The 18,480-nt window shown below is 55.6% G+C and carries 15 protein-coding genes; 8 read left to right on the top strand and 7 right to left on the bottom strand.

Annotated features, from left to right (window positions below):
- Positions 1 to 42 precede the first annotated feature (42 nt).
- From ACG2XO_RS01480 to ACG2XO_RS01465, 4 genes are all read left to right on the top strand, one after another.
- On the top strand, positions 43 to 1,158 hold the full coding sequence (locus tag ACG2XO_RS01480; protein ID WP_410499075.1) for an AI-2E family transporter: 1,116 nt from the start codon (positions 43 to 45) through the stop codon (positions 1,156 to 1,158).
- On the top strand, positions 1,148 to 2,686 hold the full coding sequence (locus ACG2XO_RS01475; protein WP_410499074.1) for an efflux transporter outer membrane subunit: 1,539 nt from the start codon (positions 1,148 to 1,150) through the stop codon (positions 2,684 to 2,686). The genes ACG2XO_RS01480 and ACG2XO_RS01475 overlap by 11 nt, the downstream gene beginning before the upstream one ends.
- Positions 2,687 to 2,805: 119 nt before the next feature.
- Positions 2,806 to 3,951, top strand: a complete 1,146-nt coding sequence (locus ACG2XO_RS01470; protein WP_410499073.1) for an HlyD family secretion protein — start codon at positions 2,806 to 2,808, stop codon at positions 3,949 to 3,951.
- Entirely contained in the window at positions 3,941 to 5,014 is a 1,074-nt protein-coding gene (locus ACG2XO_RS01465) for a DUF2955 domain-containing protein (protein WP_410499072.1), read from the top strand. The genes ACG2XO_RS01470 and ACG2XO_RS01465 overlap by 11 nt, the downstream gene beginning before the upstream one ends.
- 81 nt (positions 5,015 to 5,095) lie before the next feature.
- Here ACG2XO_RS01465 and miaA read toward each other — a convergent pair whose 3' ends face one another.
- From miaA to tsaE, 4 genes are all read right to left on the bottom strand, one after another.
- Positions 5,096 to 6,607, bottom strand: a complete 1,512-nt coding sequence (gene miaA / locus ACG2XO_RS01460; protein WP_410499071.1) for a tRNA (adenosine(37)-N6)-dimethylallyltransferase MiaA — start codon at positions 6,605 to 6,607, stop codon at positions 5,096 to 5,098.
- Complete coding sequence (gene mutL / locus ACG2XO_RS01455) at positions 6,607 to 8,643, bottom strand: DNA mismatch repair endonuclease MutL (protein WP_410499070.1); 2,037 nt, start codon at positions 8,641 to 8,643, stop codon at positions 6,607 to 6,609. The genes miaA and mutL overlap by 1 nt, the downstream gene beginning before the upstream one ends.
- A 236-nt stretch (positions 8,644 to 8,879) precedes the next feature.
- Positions 8,880 to 10,226 carry an N-acetylmuramoyl-L-alanine amidase gene (locus ACG2XO_RS01450; protein ID WP_410499069.1) on the bottom strand — a complete coding sequence of 449 codons (1,347 nt, stop codon included), beginning with the start codon at positions 10,224 to 10,226 and terminating at the stop codon, positions 8,880 to 8,882.
- Positions 10,199 to 10,693: a tRNA (adenosine(37)-N6)-threonylcarbamoyltransferase complex ATPase subunit type 1 TsaE gene (tsaE, locus tag ACG2XO_RS01445; RefSeq protein WP_410499068.1), complete on the bottom strand. Its 495-nt coding sequence runs from the start codon at positions 10,691 to 10,693 to the stop codon at positions 10,199 to 10,201. Before tsaE ends, ACG2XO_RS01450 begins: the two co-directional genes overlap by 28 nt.
- Before the next feature lie 6 nt (positions 10,694 to 10,699).
- On the opposite strand from tsaE, the gene queG reads away from it, so the two are divergent.
- On the top strand, positions 10,700 to 11,791 hold the full coding sequence (queG, locus tag ACG2XO_RS01440; protein ID WP_410499067.1) for a tRNA epoxyqueuosine(34) reductase QueG: 1,092 nt from the start codon (positions 10,700 to 10,702) through the stop codon (positions 11,789 to 11,791).
- Between the two features lie 5 nt (positions 11,792 to 11,796).
- Here queG and ACG2XO_RS01435 read toward each other — a convergent pair whose 3' ends face one another.
- Both ACG2XO_RS01435 and ACG2XO_RS01430 read right to left on the bottom strand, forming a co-directional pair.
- Positions 11,797 to 13,707, bottom strand: coding sequence for an ATP-binding protein (locus tag ACG2XO_RS01435; RefSeq protein ID WP_410499066.1), 1,911 nt, complete (start codon positions 13,705 to 13,707; stop codon positions 11,797 to 11,799).
- Positions 13,707 to 14,975, bottom strand: coding sequence for an HD-GYP domain-containing protein (locus ACG2XO_RS01430; RefSeq protein ID WP_410499065.1), 1,269 nt, complete (start codon positions 14,973 to 14,975; stop codon positions 13,707 to 13,709). Before ACG2XO_RS01430 ends, ACG2XO_RS01435 begins: the two co-directional genes overlap by 1 nt.
- 72 nt (positions 14,976 to 15,047) lie before the next feature.
- On the opposite strand from ACG2XO_RS01430, the gene pxpB reads away from it, so the two are divergent.
- From pxpB to pxpA, 3 genes are read left to right on the top strand one after another with little or no spacing between them, the layout of a single operon-like run.
- Positions 15,048 to 15,698 (top strand): 5-oxoprolinase subunit PxpB, encoded by a 651-nt coding sequence (pxpB, locus tag ACG2XO_RS01425; RefSeq protein WP_410499064.1) that lies wholly within the window; start codon positions 15,048 to 15,050, stop codon positions 15,696 to 15,698.
- Positions 15,695 to 16,636, top strand: a complete 942-nt coding sequence (locus tag ACG2XO_RS01420) for a biotin-dependent carboxyltransferase family protein (RefSeq protein ID WP_410499063.1) — start codon at positions 15,695 to 15,697, stop codon at positions 16,634 to 16,636. The genes pxpB and ACG2XO_RS01420 overlap by 4 nt, the downstream gene beginning before the upstream one ends.
- A gap of 34 nt (positions 16,637 to 16,670) precedes the next feature.
- Positions 16,671 to 17,432 carry a 5-oxoprolinase subunit PxpA gene (pxpA, locus tag ACG2XO_RS01415; RefSeq protein WP_410499062.1) on the top strand — a complete coding sequence of 254 codons (762 nt, stop codon included), beginning with the start codon at positions 16,671 to 16,673 and terminating at the stop codon, positions 17,430 to 17,432.
- Positions 17,433 to 17,647: 215 nt separating this feature from the next.
- Here pxpA and ACG2XO_RS01410 read toward each other — a convergent pair whose 3' ends face one another.
- The gene (locus ACG2XO_RS01410) at positions 17,648 to 18,457 is read right to left on the bottom strand and encodes an alpha/beta hydrolase (protein ID WP_410499061.1); all 810 of its coding nucleotides are present in this window, start codon (positions 18,455 to 18,457) and stop codon (positions 17,648 to 17,650) included.
- Positions 18,458 to 18,480 lie beyond the last annotated feature (23 nt).

The following is an 18,480-nucleotide window of genomic DNA, read 5'->3' as shown; positions in this document are numbered from 1 at the left end:
ATATAGTCTAAGCACGAAATTTCCAACTCATCCGAGGTGTTTATGTTTGACTTAGCCACGCAGAAAATATTTTCCCGCCGAGCACTGGATGTCCTGATTCAGGGCGGTCTGATTGTCGTGCTGGTCAGTGTGTGTTACCAGATTTTCGCGCCATTTATGACCTTGATGCTCTGGGCGCTGATTCTGGCGGTGACGCTATATCCGCTACATCAGATGCTGGCCGGAAAAATGGGGGGCAAGCAAGGGCGCAGTGCGACTTTGCTGGTGCTGCTGGGCATCATCGTCATTTTTGTTCCGGTCACTTTGCTGGCCAACTCTCTTGCTGATTCAGTGACGGGGCTGATTCACTCGATGAAAGACAATACACTGATCATTCCGGCGCCATCGGACAAGGTGGCTGCCTGGCCGCTGATTGGCAAAAAAGTGCATGCGCTATGGAGTATGGCCGCGACCGATCTGCCGATGCTGATTCAAAAGCTGCAGCCTAAAATTGGCGATCTGGCCAAAGCGTCGCTGGGTTTTGTTGCCAGTATTGGCGGCGGTATGCTGCAGTTTCTGTTTTCTTTCATTATTGCCGGCGTCATTATGGCCTTTGGTACCAGTGGCCATGAAAGCGCACGAGCCATCAATCGCCGTGTCTTCGGCGCTGAGCGTGGTGAGCAGATTACCGTGTTATCGACTGCGACCATCCGCGCCGTTGCGCAGGGTGTGATTGGCGTGGCTTTCATTCAGGCGATCATGCTGGGCTTGAGTTTGATGCTGGCCGGCATTCCGTTTGCCGGTGTATTGGCCGTGATTGCGCTGGTGATGGGGATTGCCCAATTGCCCGCAGTGCTGATTGTCTTGCCCGCATTGGCGTATATCTGGCTCGGTGGTGGCTACGACACCTTGCCGGCAATTCTTTATTCGGTACTGCTGGGTGTTTCCGGTCTGGCTGATAATGTGCTGAAGCCATTAATGCTCGGCCGTGGCGTCGATGCACCGATGCCGGTGATTTTGCTGGGCGCCTTGGGCGGCATGGTTTCCGGCGGGATTCTGGGCATGTTTGTCGGCGCAGCCTTGCTCGCGCTGGGCTATCTGATTTTCATGGGCTGGGTAGAAACGAACCCTGATGAGCCGGTTTCGGCGAATGCCCTGGATGCCAAGCATGAGGCTTAGTGCCATAAACCGGCAGCAGTTCGTGCTCAAGCGCTGTTGCCTGTTTCTGGCTTTGTCGGGTTTGCAAGCGTGCACTGTGCTGGGGCCGGACTATGTTCGCCCTGCTAGCCAGATTGCTGCAGACTGGCAGGGTGACAGTTTGCAAAATGCACCCAAGTCGGGCGATGTTTCAAACTGGACCCGCCAGGGGCAATGGTGGCGGCACTTTAATGACCCGGTGCTCGATGCACTGATTGCTGAAGTGCTGCGCAAAAACCATACGCTGAAAGCGGCGGCATTGCGTTTGCTTGAAGCGCGGGCGCAGCAGGGGATTGCCGGTAGCGCCATGTTCCCTCAGGTGCAGCAGCTCAATGGCAGCGTGCTCAACACCGAACGACGTCAGTCGGGCCATTCGGCCAATCAATGGCTTTATTCGGCCGATCTGAGTGTTGGCTGGGAGCTCGATTTCTGGGGACGTTTTGCGCGCGGCATTGAAGCGGCCGATGCCAATTATCTGGCTTCGCTGGCCAAATATGATGAAGTCGCCATTTTGCTGGCTGCGCAAACTGCCGAGTTTTATTCGATGATCCGTACGCTGGAAGCTAGGCTGAAAATCGTTGAAAACAACGCAAAAATCCAGAAGCGCAGCCTTGAAATTACCGAGCGCCTATTCAAAAGCGGTAATGAATCCGAGCTGGATGTGCAGCAAGCTCGCACGCAATATCTGGGAACAGTATCGAGCATTCCGCCGCTGCAAGCGTCGTTGCGCCAGACGCAAAACGCGCTGGCGACGCTGCTGGCCAGAGCGCCAGGCGCTTTGCCTGAAATGCAGACCGGCACCGGCATTGTCCCGCAAGCCAGCCTGAATATGATTGCCGATCTGCCTGCTGATATGCTGCGCCGTCGCCCCGATGTTCGTGCAGCCGAAATGCTGCTCAAAGCGCAATCGGCACTGATCGGCGTTGCCGAAGCCGATTTGTATCCTTCGCTGACCTTGCTGGGCTCGCTGGGGATTTCGACCACATCGATTTCAGGTTCGCCAAGCACCGTTGATCTAGGGATTGGTCCCGCCATCAAATGGAATATTTTTGATTACGGGCGAATCAAGAATAATGTCCGGGTTCAGGATGCACGATTTCAGCAACTGGCCGAGTTGTATCAGGATGCGGTTTTGCAGGCTGCACGCGAGGTGGATAACGCTGCGGTGAGCTACGCCAAAAGTCTGGAGCAGATCGATTTGCTCGAGCAAGGGCAGGTCGCAGCGCAGCGCTCGCTCGATATTGCCAATATCCAGTATCGCGAAGGCATGGCAGGGTTCGAGCGGGTGCTCGATGCTCAACGCGCCTTGCTCAGCCAGCAGGAACGGGTGGTCAGTAACCGGGGCAATGTGGTGAGCAGCCTGATCTCGGTTTACAAAGCCATGGGCGGAACATGGGAAATCGCCAGACCGTCGCAATTACTCGACGATGAGACGGTGGCAACGATGAAAGCACGCAGCAACTGGGGAGATTTGCTGGATTCGCCAGCTGCTGCGGCTTCAAGCAAATAGATACCCTGTGTTCGTATTGCTTTTTAGCCTTTGTTTTATATCGCTTGTAGCGATATACCCTTGTTTTTGGTTTGAGCGACTGCATCAGCCAAATGAATGAATTGACCGAGCGAAAATAAATGACGACACCAACACCTTCCGCCGAAGACAGCACGCCCACTCCGCCAGTCCAGACCGAGCGAGCCGACGTGCCCGGACAAGCCGCCCGCCGCATTCAGCTGGGTTTGCTTATCCTCATCGTGCTCAGCCTGAGCTGGTACTTTGCCGCCGACCGGCTAACGCCCTATACCTCGCAAGCTCGGGTGCAGGCTTTTGTCGTTCCGGTCGCCGCCGAGGTGTCGGGAACGGTTAAAAAGGTCTGGGTCAAAAATAATGACGACGTAAAAAAAGGCCAATTGCTGTTTGAAGTCGATACCGACCAATACCAGATTGCGCTTGATAGAGCCAGGGCCGATTACGAATCGGCGCGGCGTAATCTGGGTGCGGCAACTGCCGGTGTTGACTCGGCCAAAGCGTCGTTACGCGCCGCCGAAGCCGCCCGCTTGCAGGCTGAACAAGATGCGCATCGACAGGAAACACTCTACGCCGAAGATCCCGGTGCCATTTCGGTACGGCGCCTTGAAACCGCACAAGCCGCGCGTGAGCAGGCCAGAGCCAAAGTGACCGCTGCGCAGGCCGAAGTCGTTCGGGCGCAGGAAAACATGGGCGGCGACGAGAGCAATAATGCCAAACTGGCCAGCGCACGGTCTGCAATTGCCAAGGCCGAGCTGGATCTGCAACGCACCAAAGTCATTGCGCCATCACGCGGACTGATTACGGACTTGCGCACCGATGCAGGGCAATTTACCCAGACTGGTGCACCAGCAATGACACTGATCGCGATTCATGATTTATGGATCAATGCCGAGATGACCGAAAATAATCTGGGCAATGTCAAAGTCGGTGATCAAGTCGGCATCGTGCTCGATGTGATGCCGGGCGAAGTGCTGAAAGGACGGGTTCGCAGTATCGGTAACGGCGTGAGCTCGGGTCAATCGACTCCGGCAGGCAGCCTGCCGACGATAGAAAACAATCGCGACTGGTTGCGCCAATCGCAGCGATTTCCAGTGGCGATCGAGTTTGAAGCGGGTGAAATGGCGCGGGTTACAGGCGTTCGCGTCGGCGGGCAGGCTGATGTGATGATTTACACCGGCAATACTGGTGTAATGAATGTACTGGGTGCACTGTATCTGCGCACAATGAGCCTATTGTCGTATGTCTACTAAGCTGCCCAGCATCATCCCAGCCATCCCCGTCATCGATCAGGGCAGCCGTTTCGTGCTGCGGCTGGGATTCGGTGCTGGCATTGCGCTGCTTGCGGTTTATGGTTTTGCTTTTACCGTGCCGCATGTCAGCCTGCTGATTGCTGTTTTGTTACTCAGCAAACCCGGATCGCCAATGCCGCTGGCTAAAAGCGCGGTACTGGCCGGCGTTTTCATGTTGTTGACCGGGATCGGTGTCTGGATCGTCCCATTGCTCGAAAGTTATGCTTTTGCCGCCATCGTGCTGATTACGCTGGTGCTGTTCACGGTGTTTTATATCGGAACGAAAAAAGCACATCCGCTGCTCAGTCTGCTGATTGTGACTTTTACGCTGATTCCTGTGGCCGGCGTGCAGGAACAGGCGCTGGCGATCACCGTCATTCATGCGCTGGCTTCCGGCATCGTGCTGGCGGCATTCGTCGGTACGCTGGTTTATTTGCTTTGGCCTGATCTTGTCCCCATCAAGCCGCCGACACCGCTGATTCCGGATAACGAGCAGGCGACGTGGACTGCCGTTCGTGGTGTCGTCATTGTGTTGCCTGTGCTGCTGCTGGCGCTGCAAAACCCGGCGCTGTATATGGCGGCGATCATGAAAACGGCAACGCTGAGCCAGCAAGCCAGTACGCTGAATGCAAAAAACGCCGGGCGCGAACTGCTTGGATCGACCCTGCTTGGCGCGCTGTTGGCAATGCTCGTCTGGCAGGGACTGAGTTTGTGGCCGTCGCTATGGATGTTTGCCTTGTGGATGACGCTGGTGTTCTGTGCCATCGGAATGCGACTGTATCGCTTGACGGCCAGCCCTTATCCACCGTCATTCTGGGTGAATGCAATGATCACGCTGGTGATTTTTCTCGGCCCGGCGGTTCAGGATAGCGCCAGCGGCAAAGACGTTCTGACTGCATCCCTTGTTCGTTTGGCGCTGTTTACGGGCGTCGCGCTGTATGCCTGGGCGGCCATTTACCTGCTGGAGCAATTGCGGGCGCGTTTTGGGCAGGGCTTGAAGTCTAGGATTGATTTGGTGCGATAGAAAAACCAAGTGGCTTATAGTGGGTATATCGATGCAGATTAGTTTAAATATGGTCTGCATGGATATACCCATTGATTTGGCTTAAGTCTGCGTTTGCAGGAAGTGAAGGCTGAGTTTGAGTGTGTCGGCGGACATTGTCGTTCCGCTGCAATCAAGTACGCTCAATCCATCCATCCCGCGCAGCCAGGTCATCTGGCGTTTCGCGAGCTGGCGGGTCGCTGCGATGCCTTTTTCGCGGCTGGTTTTCAGATCGGCTTCGCCGTCGAGATATTCCCAAGTCTGGCGATAGCCGACGCAGCGCATCGAAGGCAGATCGAGGTTCAGCGCGTATTTCTCGCGCAGCATTTTGACCTCATCGACCAGCCCTCCGGCCAGCATCGTGTCGTAACGCGCCTCAATGCGCTGGTGCAGCACGGCGCGATCTGAGGGCAGCAGGGCGATTTTGAGCAGATTGTACGCCAGCGTATCTTGTGCCGGTTCGGCCAGAATCGCCGACATCGGTCTGCCCGCCAGAATGCAGATTTCAATCGCGCGCTCTATGCGTTGCGAGTCGTTCGGAGATAATCTGGTCGCGGTGATTGGGTCGAGTGCGGCGAGGCGTTCGTGCATTGCAGGCCAACCGAGTTGCATCGCATCAGCATGGATTTGCTCGCGCAAAGCCGCATCGGCCTCGGGCAAATCGTGAATGCCTTGTTCCAGTGTATTGAAATACAGCATCGTTCCGCCGACCAACACCGGAATCTTGCCGCGTGCGGTGATGTCATCCATCAGCGCTCGCGCATCAGAGCGAAATTGCGCCGCCGAATACACTTCGGTTGGGTCAATAATGTCGATCAGATGATGCGGCGCGCGCAGCAGTTCTGCGCGAGTCGGCTTGGCTGTGCCCACGTTCATATCACGAAAAACCAGCGCCGAATCGACCGAAATCAGCTCAACGGGCAAGCTAGATTCAAGCAAATGCATCGCCGCTGCGGTTTTGCCGCTGGCGGTCGGGCCCATGATGAAGATGGCGGGAGGGAGTTTTTGAGTTGGCATGCGGTGTTTCTCATTCGGCGCAGAAATCCCCCCTAGCCCCCCTTTTTCAAAGGGGGGGACGGATGTGATGGCGCCGTTGGATGGTGGTGCTAATTGGCTTGAGTTGATCTGGTCAATTTGACCGGTGGCTGAAGTAAGGTTAAGCGCGGAGTTTTTTCGCTCAGTGGTTTTTGTTCCCCCCTTTATCGAAGGGGGGTTAGGGGGGATTTTAGCGCTGATTGTTCTGGCGATGACTTCGACAACAGCATCAATCTCATTCAAAACCTGTCGGTTATCAAAGCGTAAAACGCTTAAACCCATTTTTTCCAGGATGCGCGTTCGCTGCAGATCTTCGGCACGGCCTTGTTCGCTCAGATGCTGGCTACCATCAATTTCAACAATCAGTTTGGCCGATGCGCAGTAAAAATCGACGATAAAATCCAGCAGCGGCTTTTGTCGGTTGAATGTGACGCCAAGCTGCTGGCGGCGCAGCCTTTGCCAGAGTTTTTGCTCCGCATCGGTTTGATGTTGACGTAATTCACGCGCCAATGGCTTTAGATCATCCCGATACGGCTGCATCACTGCCCCCGCATAAACAGCTTGTCCAGATCGTTCATGCTCAAGCGAAACCACGTTGGGCGGCCGTGGTTGCATTGTCCCGATCGTTCGGTGACTTCCATTTCGCGCAGCAGCGCGTTCATTTCGGGAATCGTGAGGCTGCGATTGGCGCGTACTGAGCCGTGGCAGGCCATGGTTGCCAATAATTCATTCCTGCGGCCAGCCAGGACTTGCGAGACACCGACCTGACGGATATCGCGCAGCATCGCTTGCGCCAGCTCGACCGGATTACTGTTTTTCAGCAGCATCGGTACGGCACGGACTGCCAATTGAGTCGGCGACGAGACTGAGATTTCCAGCCCCAGCCCAGCTAATTCCTCCGCATGATCTTCAACGGTGGCGACGTCGAGTTTGTCGGCGGTGAAAACGTGCGGAATCAGCAGCGGCTGCATCGGCATTGCCTGCAAATCGAGCGCGGTTTTGAGCTTTTCGTAAACCACGCGTTCGTGCGCCGCGTGCATATCGACGACGATCATGCCGTCCTGCGCCTGGCTCAGAATATACACACCGTGCAATTGCGCCATTGCAAAACCCAGCGGCGGAATCGCGCTGTCGTCGGCTGGCGCTAATGTTTCGTTGCCAGCGCTGCGATTGTTTGCACTCCCTAGCGGCAAAAAGCCGGTGGGGAAGAATTCGTTGCTGGCGGATGAATTAGGTGGAGGGCGAATTGCTTCGAGCTGCTTCATCCACGCCGGTTGCGCGGCGTTATTGCGGTTGGCGTCTGATTGCGAGTGGTCCGAGCGCGAATCGCTATACCGCAAGTCGCCATACATTTTGTCGTACAGCGCCATTGGTTCGCTCGAGACTGTTCCATAGCTGGCGAACGGTTCGTTCGCCATGGGCAGCGGCATCGCTTGCTGATGGCGATAGGCCATCTGTGCGTAATCCTGTGGTTTCAATTCGCCACTAGGGGGTATTGCCGTGGAGGTTAATATTTCTCCTGTCTCTGGATCAATACTGCCGCCAGTATCTTGGACTGCTTGCGTGGCCGCTCCGGCTGTGGTTTTCGCTAGCGCCTTGGACAGGCTGGTAATCAGAAAACGATAAATTGCCTGGCTTTCGCGGAAACGCACTTCGATTTTGGTCGGGTGAACATTGACGTCGACGCCTTCGGGGTCGAGTTCGAGAAACAGGCAGAAGGCCGCGTGCAGATTGTGGTGCAGCACGTCACGATACGCTTCGCGCAGCGCATGCTGAACGACTTTATCGCGAACAAAGCGGCCATTGACGAAAAAGAACTGTGATTCGCGGCTGGATTTGCCCAGCGTTGGCGATCCGGCGATGCCGTACAGTTTGAGCGCGCCAAAACCTTCATCCACCGGAATACCGGTCTTGACGAATTCATCGCCAATAATCGCCGCCGCGCGCTTGTTCAAATCGCCCGCCTGCCAGCGGTTTTTGGCGCTGCCATTGTGGATAACGGTAAACGCAACGTCCGGGTTGGCCAGCGCGATGCGTTCGATCATCGCGGCGCAATGCGCGTATTCGGTGCTGTCGGACTTCATGAATTTTTTACGCGCCGGCACTTGGTGATACAGCTCGTGCACTTCAATCGTCGTCCCAGCGGCGAGCGCGGCGGGTTCCGGATCAAGCAGACGGCCATGATCGGCTTCAACTCGCCACGCGTGGGGCGAGAGCTCGCCATTGTCTTTGAAGCGGCTGGTCAGCGTCAGGCGCGACACTGAGGCAATCGACGCCAGCCCTTCGCCGCGAAAACCCAGCGTACCGACGCGAGCCAGATCGTCCATGCTGGCGATTTTGCTCGTCGCGTGGCGATGCAGCGCGAGTTCGAGTTCATCCTTGGCGATGCCGCAGCCGTCGTCGATGACTTTCAGTAATTTGGTGCCGCCCGCTTGCAGTTCGATCTGCAGATTTTTGCTTCCCGCATCGATGCTGTTTTCGAGTAATTCTTTCAGCGCCGAAGCCGGGCGTTCAACGACCTCGCCTGCGGCGATTTGATTGACAAGATGATCGGATAATAGCTGGATGCGTGGCATGGTGGCGGCGATGGAAAGTCAGCGGACCAGTATACCAGCCCCTTGATTTTGACGATGAGTGTGACGGTGGATAATTTCCCCAGCACGCCAAGGGAGGAAAATCTTTCACCACAGAGGCACAGAGTCACAGAGGAAAAACGAGTCAGTCCAACGATCTGAATTTAGCGGGGAAATACGAGCTTCTTTTGCTTTTCTCTGCGACTCTGTGTCTCTGTGGTCGATTTTTCGGCCGCTTGTTACTGGCTACTGTCCGCAATCCGAGTGCGCGCCAGCGGCGGGTTTTTGGCGAAATAGCGTTTGATGCCTTTGAGCAGCGCCAGCGCCATTTTGTGCTGGTAATCGTCGTCGATCAGCTTTTTTTCTTCATCGGGGTTGGAGATAAATGCCGTTTCGACCAGAACCGATGGAATATCGGGCGCTTTGAGTACCGCAAAACTGGCTTGCTCAACGCTGTTTTTGTGCAGCCGGTTAATGCCGCCCAGTTCGCCCAGCATCGCTTTGCCGACTTTCAGGCTGTCGTTGATTGTCGCTGTCGTTGTTAGATCGAGCAGCGTTTTGCGCAGGTCTTCGCCACCCTTGATTTTGACGCCGCCGATCAGGTCGGCATCATTTTGTGTTTTGGCCAGCCAGCGTGCCGCCGTACTCGAAGCACCACCTTCAGATAAGGCAAATACCGAGCTGCCGTTCGCATCCGGTTTGACAAAGGCATCGGCGTGGATAGAAACAAACAGGTCGGCTTGTACCGCTCGCGCTTTGCGAACGCGAACACCGAGAGGAACAAAAAAGTCGGCATCGCGCGTCATTACGACGCGGAAATTGGCTTCCGCGTGCAGCAAATCACGTAATCGTTTGGCGATCTGCAATACGACGGTTTTCTCATAAGTGCCGCTCGGGCCGACCGCGCCGGGGTCTTCGCCGCCGTGGCCAGGGTCGAGCACGACGGTAATCAGACGGTCTACTTTCAGGCTGCTGCGATCAACCGGTTCGGTTTTTTCCGGCTTGCTGGCGGTGGTGTTTTGCGCGGTTTTGCTGGCCTGACTGGCGTTGGGCGCAGCCAGCACGGCAGTCTCACTATTGAGCTGACGGTTTTCATTCAGAAAAGCCAGCAAATCGTCGTTCTGGGTCGCCGGAAACAGATCAATGACCAGCCGGTTTTTATATTCGGCGACCGGATTGAGCGTAAAGACCTGCGGTTTGACTTCCGATTTCAGATCGAGCACCAGCCGAACGACGCCCGGCTTGTTGAGTCCAGCGCGTAGTGCGCTGATATACGGATCGTCGCCACCGACTTTGCCCGCCAGGCTTTGCAGGGCGTTATTGAGCTCGACGCCTTCCAGATCGACCACCAGCCGGTGCGGGTCTTTCAGCGTAAATTGCTTGAAGGTCAGCGGCGCATCCGATTCGATGGTGACCCGCGTATACGCGTAAGCGGGCCAGACGCGAACAGCGACGACATTGCTGCTTGCTGCCGCAAGGCCGACCGGAGACACTGACAGCAGCAGGCTGGCTGCGACGCCGCGCAAGACATCACGCCTGTCGACGGGCAGATGTTCGATCAATTCGCTTTCAAGGTGTTTTGACATGCCAAGCCTAAAGGAGTCAGTGCTTTCAGGGTCAAACGGCGACCCTCGTTCTCGGGTTTCAATTCAATCAGCCAGTCCGCTTGCAGTAACTGCCCCGCGGCTTTGTCTGCCCATTCGATCAGGCAGACTGATTCGGCGTTGAAGTAATCGCGAAACCCCGCATCTTCCCATTCCGATGGATCATTAAACCGATATAAATCAAAGTGATAAAAGTATAAGCTAGAAATTGTATAAGGTTCAACCAGCGTATAGGTCGGGCTTTTGACCCGGCCGTTAAAACCCAGCCCACGCAACACGCCGCGTGTCAGCGTGGTTTTGCCTGCACCCAGATCACCTTCGAGAAAGACCGTCATCCCCGGTTTAATCGCGTACGCGAGCTGGGCGCCCAGCGCCAGCGTGGCTTCTTCGTCGGCCAAGAAAATTGAAAAGCCAAACTCCGACCAAGTATGATTATTGTCCGTTATCATTGCTGTATGCATTCATTAGAACCATTAAATTATCCGGCCATCGACCATCAGGCGCTGGCGCAATCGATCAAGGATTGGGCTGTCGAGCTGGGCTTTGCCCGCGCGGCAATCAGCGGTGTCGATTTGAGTCATGCCGAGGCCGGTTTGAGCGACTGGCTCGAACGCGGTTTTCACGGCGAGATGGATTATATGGCAAGGCACGGTTTAAAACGCGCCCGGCCAGCAGAATTAGTGCCACAAACCCGTTCGGTGATCAGTGTCTTTATGCCGTATTTGAATGAAGGCCTTGATCCGCATGTCGTTCTGGCTGATACATCCAGGGCGTATATTTCACGTTATGCGCTGGGCAGAGATTATCACAAAGTGCTGCGAGCACGTTTGCAGCAACTGGCCGATCAAATCAGCGCAGCAATTGGTATTTACGGACATAGGGTGTTTGTCGATTCGGCACCGGTGCTCGAAATCGAGCTGGCCAAGCAGGCCGGGCAGGGGTGGCGTGGCAAGCATAGTCTGCTGATTAATCGCGATTACGGCTCAATGTTTTTTATTGGCGAATTGTTTACCGACCTGCCACTTCCGCCTGATGAGCCGCTACCCAAAGAGCATTGCGGCAAATGCACTGCGTGTATCGATATCTGCCCGACCAAGGCGATTGTCGCACCGTATCAGGTCGATGCACGGCGCTGTATTTCCTACTTAACTATTGAACTCAAAGGCGCAATTCCGCTTGAGTTCCGTGCCGCAATTGGCAACCGTGTTTATGGTTGTGACGATTGCCAGCTGGTTTGCCCGTGGAATCGTTTTGCCGCGACGAGCGCTGAAACTGATTTTGCGATCAGGCATGGTCTGGATGACATTACGCTGCTCGAATTGTTTGGCTGGAGCGAGCAGGACTTTACGCAGAAAATGGCCGGCAGCCCGATTTACCGGATTGGTTATGCCAAATGGCTGAGCAATCTGGCGATAGGCTTGGGTAATGCGTCGCCGGATGCCGCGATTGGCACAGCGCTGTTGGCGCGACGCGGGCACGAGAGCGAAATCGTCCGCGAACATATTGAATGGGCCTTGATTAATGGGGGGTATATTTCGGAAAGCTAATTTTATTATTGGCTTGATGAAGATACCTGCCGTTCCCGTTTTTGTGAAACCCAGCGGTCTATGGTTAGCAAGGTTGAGCTGATCTGGATCGGCTTGCCCAGATACGCGCAAAATCCCTGCCGCAATGCGTCGTTGATCTGTTCGGGCAGTGTGTTGCCCGAGAGCGCAATACACGGCGTGTGATACAGACGCTCATTTTGCTGCAATTGTTCAAACACCATTGCGCCAGTGCCATCGGGGAGATTCTGGTCGAGCAAAATCAGATCGGGCTCGAACTGTTGCGCGAGCGCTATTCCTTCCTCGGCGCTCCCGGCAATAAACAACTGGTATTGGGGGCGTTGCTTGGCGAGAATGTTTTGCATCAATTTTTGTGACAGCAAATCGTCTTCGATATACAGAATTGAGCGGCTGCTTTGGTCGATAACAAAGGGCGGCAGCGTCGGCCCTGCTTGTGGCGCGCAACTGGCTGGCAGATCGATCCAGAAACAGCTACCCACGTCGGGCTGGCTTTTGACGCCGATATTGCCCTGCATCAGCCAGGCGAGTTTTTGCGTAAATGCCAGCCCGATGCCGGTTCCCTCGATGCTGGTCTGCGTATTGCCAACGCGATTGAACGCAGTAAATAGTTGCGCCTGATCCTGCTCGGAAATGCCGATGCCGGTATCGCTGATGCTGATTCGCCAGTTGTTGCCGGGTGAGCGTTCGACGCTGATCATGACTTCGCCGTTGGGGCGATTGTATTTAATCGCGTTGGAAACCAGATTGAGCAGCATTTGTTTGAGCCGACGTACGTCGGCCAGCACAAAGACGTCATCAGCAAGTAATTGCGCCTGTAGGTGGACGCCTTTATCGCGAGCCAGCAATTGCGTCATTTCCAGACAATCAGCGATGCACGTTTTGAGTGCGACCGGCTCCATGCGCAGCGCGAGCTTGCCCGCTTCGATACTCGCCAGATCAAGTACTTCATTGATCAGATCCAGCAAATGTTTACCCGCACGGTAAATATAAGTGCCCAGTTGCTGTTGCTCAGGGTTTTCATCGGTTTCGATAATTTGCGCAAAACCCAGAATGGCGTTGAGCGGAGTGCGTAATTCATGACTCATGTGTGCCAAGAAGTCTGATTTGGCTTTGCTCGCCTGCTGTGCCTGATCGCGGGCGATTCGCAGTTCGGCTTCGCTGGCCTTGAGCGCAGAAATATCGTGCAGGCAGAACAGTCGCCCGATCGGGCCGTCCCGATACTGCTGTGGGGCACTGCCGATTTCATACGCACGCCCGTCATCCAGATTGAAAGTCTGCAGCTCGTTCAGATAGGGGTCGTGAAACAGCCGGGCGATCCAGCGCTCAAACCGTTCTTTTTCCAGCAAGCGGGATTTGAAACTGTTCATCAAATCATGAAAATCGTTGTTTTCTATTGCCGGACAGGCGCAAATTTCGCTCAGCTTGTGGTTGAAGTTCAGCACTTTGCCATTCAGATCGGTGACCAGAATGCCGTCGATGGTCGATTCAAGTGTGGTGGCCAGCAAGGAGCTGGTTCGCTCGCTTTCTTCTTCCAGCCGTTTGCTGGCGCTGATATCGTGTGCTGAAATAATGCACAGTGTTCGTCCTGCTTCCTGTACCAGCCGGATGGTTTTGCGAACCTGTAAAAAATGACCGCTGCAATGCTGGTATTCGCCTTCGACCCGGCTGATTTCCTGTGCGCCGGATTGACGAACGTCTTCCCAGAAAAACACATCCTGCAAGCCGACTTCGATGTCGGAAATCTGCATCGTCAATAGTGCAGACACCGGATAACCAAGCAATGTTTCGCAAGCCGGATTGGCTGCGACGATACGGCCATCGGCAGGGTCTACGGCCAGAATCGCCGTTGCGCAATAATCGCTGAGCAGCTTGGGAGAAAGAATGGAATCGGGCTGCATCAGGCAGACTCGCTGGGGCTGAAGTAATACGTCATTCGCTTGCGCGGATTCAGATAGGCAAGCACCTGACGCGGCAACTGGCTGGCTTTGAGCGCCTTGCTGATATTAAGTTCGGGATAGCGCTCCAGATCAAGCACCATGGCGTCTTCGCGTGAGATGGACGGATCGTGTACCAGCACTTGGGGTTTGAGCGGTCGCGAAGCGTTGACCGCTACGACCAATCCGTACGATTCATTCGAGAGTTGAACCAGCGTTCCCGGCGGATAAACGCCCAGACTGCGAATCAGTACATTCATCGGTTGCGGTGCAAATTTGGCTTTCTGATGTGAAAACATGATCGAAAGCCCTTCGTGTGGCGTCATCGAATCGGCGGGATTGACCTTGTTACAATAATTGTCATACGCATTGACGATCACCAGAATTCGCGCCAGCGGGTGGATTGCGTCCAGTTTCAGTCCGGCGGGGTAGCCGCTGCCATCGCAGAATTCGTGATGCTGGGCGATGATTTGCAATACTTCAGCAGGCAATCCTGCGCGTTTTCCGGCTGCGACGCCCCATTCGCAATGCTGTTCATACAGGCTTTTTTCGGCGTGATTCAAGGCTTCTGTTTTGAGTAGAATGCGATCAGGCACTTCGACTTTGCCAATATCGTGCATCAGCGCCGCCAGCCCGAGCGTTTCGATGTCGCTGTGAGGCAGCTTCATTTCCCGTGCCAGCAGCAAGGCCATGACCGTGGTATTGAGTGAATGAAAGTACAGGTCATCACCCATGGCTTTTTCGTTCATCAGATGAATCGCAATGTCATTATTGCTAAACATCGATGTCAGCATCGTGCCGACCAGTTGTTTGGCTGCAGCAACCGTTTCTTGCGGCTGGCTGTGGATGTCCTTGCTCAGCTTGCGTACCGTCAGCGCCGCACGGCTAAAGGCTTTGGTGCATTCGGCAAGCTGGTTTTTGCGGCGTTGCTGTTCGAGATGTCGCTGGCGTTTGGCGGCCAGCTCTGCCGAGATTGCCGGATCAATCGTTTCCGCTTGGGCGGGGGGCGTGGCTTGCGTGTCTGGCCGAGCGGGAACAAGATCGCTTTTTTCCGGGTCAAAACGAATCTGGCTCAAGCCCATTTTCTTGAGTGTATCAATCTGTGCCAGCGATTTGATTTTGAAGCTGCCAAACGGAAACGGGTGATCGAGCCAGTTCAGATCCAGATGGATAAACAGGCCGATTTGTAGCTGATCAGGGCTGATAAATGAAGTGGTTTGCTCTTCGGTCATTGGCTTGCTGGCATGATGTCGGTCATTTGGTTTTCAGTATGGTTCATTTTTGATCAATTGCAGCGGATAACCATGATGCACTATGCAATTTACCCGCTTGGCGAAGCCGCGCTGTGTTTGCAGCCAAATCGGGATCAGGCAGGCGCACAGCAAAGGCTGATCGCGATGACCCGCCTTGCCGCCGCGCAGCCGGAATACCGGCTGATTCTGGGCGTTGGCAATGTAACGCTACGCTTTGATCCGCTGCAGCAGTCGCTGATGCAGGCCGAGCAATGGCTGAAAAATTACTGGGAAGAGACCGCGTTGCAACTGGACGAATTACCGAGCCGAATTGTTGAAATTCCGGTGCATTACGGCGGCGAATCGGGGCCTGATCTGGCGCAGCTGGCCGAGCTGGCCGGGCTGAGCGAGGCGCAGCTGATCGAAGCGCATAGCGCACCATTGTACGACGTATTGTGTATCGGGTTTTTGCCCGGCTTCCCCTATCTGGCGGGTTTGCCGGACAGTCTGCACACGCCGCGTCGAGCCAGTCCGCGCCTGCGCGTTCCGGCCGGCTCGGTCGGTATTGGCGGCAATCAGACCGGCATATATCCCTGTGAAAGCCCCGGTGGCTGGCAACTGATTGGCCGAACCCGTCTGGCCTTGTTTGACCCGCGCGCCCAGACGCCCTGTTTGCTGCAGGCGGGGGACAAGGTGAGGTTTGTGCCTGAGGAGACGTCATGAAACGGCTGGCCAGTCTGGAAATCATCCAGCCAGGCATTCAGACCACGGTGCAGGATTTGGGCCGGATGCAAGGTGCTGAGCTGGGCTTGCCACAAGGCGGCGCGGCCGATCCGCTGGCTTTGCGCTTGGCCAATTTGCTGCTGGGTAATCCGGGCGATGCGGCGGCGCTTGAAATCACGCTGGGCGGTTTTCGCGCGCGCTTTCTAAGCGCGAGCCATTTTGCGCTCGCAGGTGCCGATTGTCTGGCGCAGCTTGATGGCCGACAGCTCCTGCCCAATGCCGTGTATGCAGCTCGGGCAGGGCAGCTTTTGCAGCTGTTTGCACCGGTGGCTGGTACACGCAGCTATCTGGCTTTGCCCGGCGGGATTGCGGTTCCCAAGTTGCTCGGTAGTCGTTCAACACTATTGAGTGCCAGACTGGGCGGACTTGACGGCCGCGCCTTGCTCAAGGGCGACCGGCTCGCAGCCTACGGCAGCCAGCACCGCCATGCCTTACACGCCGTGGCGATGCCCGAGCGCGGTCAGGTTTTGCGCTTTATCGCTGGCCCGCAATGGGACAATCTGGGTAAACACGGTCAGCAACGATTGCAAGATCAAGCCTTTAAAGTGGATATACAGAGTAACCGTATGGCACTGAAGCTGAGGTCGGATAAGCTTCAGCTTAAGATACCCATTGAAATGGCTTCGCATGCCGTTTTTTGCGGTACGGTGCAATTGCCGCCAGATGGCCAGCCGATGATTTTGCTCAGCGACGCGCAGGTGACCGGCGGTTACCCGGTGATTGCACAAATTATTCAAGCCGATCTGTGGCGAATCGGGCAGTTTCACGCAGGCGAAACGCTGTATTTGCAAGCAGTCAATCCCGATCAGGCGCTCAGCGCCTTGCAGATACAGCAGGATTGGCTGCAATGGCTGGCAAGGGAATTTGCTCGCGAATAAGGCAGTTTGGCCGGGCTGCCGCTACAATAAACGCATGAAAACACATATCGATTTGAACGCCGATCTGGGCGAAGGCGCGCCGTTTGATGCTGAACTGATGCAAATTATCAGCTCGGCCAATATTGCCTGCGGCGGGCATATTGGCGACACCAACAGCATTCGCGCCACGGTGAAGCTGGCACGCGACAATGGCGTGCGGATCGGCGCGCATCCAAGCTACCCGGATCGTGAACATTTTGGCCGAAAAAGCCTGAATTTAACCCCCTGCCAGCTGGTGTTCAGCCTGACCGCGCAACTGTGGGCGATCAAGGCCGTCAGTATTGAAGAGGGCGTTTCGGTCGCTTATGTTAAGCCGCACGGCGCGCTGTACAACGACGCTGCGCGCGACCCCGAGCTGGCGCGGCAAATCGCGCAAATGATCAGGGAAATCGATCCCGAGCTGGCGCTGATGGGGCTGGCCGGCAGCGAGCTGATCCGCGCCGGACGCGAAGCGGGGCTAGACGTGATCGAAGAAGGCTTTGCTGATCGTGCCTATCTCGCCGATGGCAGCCTGATGCCGCGCGATCAAGAAGGTGCCGTGCTGACCGATCCGCAAGCGGTGTTGCTGCAAGCCTTGAGCCTGAGTCAGCGCGTTGACTCGATCTGTCTGCACGGCGACAACCCGGAAGCACTGAATCAGGCTCGAATGCTGCGCAACGGTTTTCAGCAAGCCGGTATCCGCATCTGCGCTTTTGCAGATCCACGCGATGCGATTGTTGGCGATGCGGCATTTAATGAGGTTCAGGACGAAGATTGATCTGATTAGGTAGCTATCTCAGCAAATCGTCGTGCCGGCGCACTCTGTGTACCTAAAGGCAAAAGCCGGTACCCAGAGCGCAGTTCAAACCAGCGCCGCCGCTGGATTCCGGCTTTCGCCGGAATGACGAAATGAGGGTTTGCTGAAGTGGCTACCTAATCAGGAAAAATGACGGGGTATATTGCTGTAGGTTTTATTTTTGTTTGAATTCAAGGCTATACCTGTTGTGGTATATCTTTTAGCCAGTCAAGCAATTGAATCATTAACTCGGGCTGAGTTCGGTCGCACATCATTGCGTGACCCGCTTCGGCCAGCATGACGGGGCTCACCCCCCAGGCTTGCGCGGTGATTTGTATATCGCTAAATGGGATGATGCTGTCGTCGCCGGCGCCGAGCACCAGCACCGGAAAGCGGGGCAGGCGTGGCAGATTTTTCCACCAGTTCGGCATCCATAATTCGGACAGCGCGCCCATTGATTCAAGCTGGGCGTGCTGTGCAAACGCTTCGACCTTGTCCAGCGGCGTATTTTTGGCAAACAGCAAATGATGCAGCATCGCCGCTTCGGGTTTGCTGGTGTGGCCGAGCGCAAAGCTTTGCAAACCCATCAGCAAGTTCGGATGCTGCGCCGACATATACGCCATCGAGCCGGATAAGCCATACGGCGGAATGCTGGCGAGCAAAGCCAGTCCGGCCAGTTCTTGCCGCTCGGCAATTTGTTGCGCCAGATAGCCGCCGAGCGAGTGACCGACCAGAATGCAGTGGCGGTTGATCTGGAGATTGATCTGACTTAGCGCCCACTCAACATCGTTCATGAAATCCCTGATCGTTGCATTGGCCAGCATCAGCAGTCCGTCGCTCTGGCCGTGGCCGCGCAGGCTGAGCGCGTAGCTTTCCCAGCCTGCAGCGGCGAGATCCTGCTGTACCTGCTGCCAGCACCAGGCACCGGCAAAAGCCCCATGCAACAACAATATTGGTGGCCGTGATGTCGGGTTACTGGCTGGGACGTGGATCAATTCAAGTTGCATGGGGTTTCCGGTTCAGCTGCGGT

The sequence above is a fragment of the Chitinibacter sp. S2-10 genome (assembly GCF_046530675.1).
GTDB lineage: Bacteria > Pseudomonadota > Gammaproteobacteria > Burkholderiales > Chitinibacteraceae > Chitinibacter.
The sequence above is the reverse complement of the archived record's forward strand: the minus strand, read 5'-3'. Positions and strand labels throughout refer to the sequence as shown.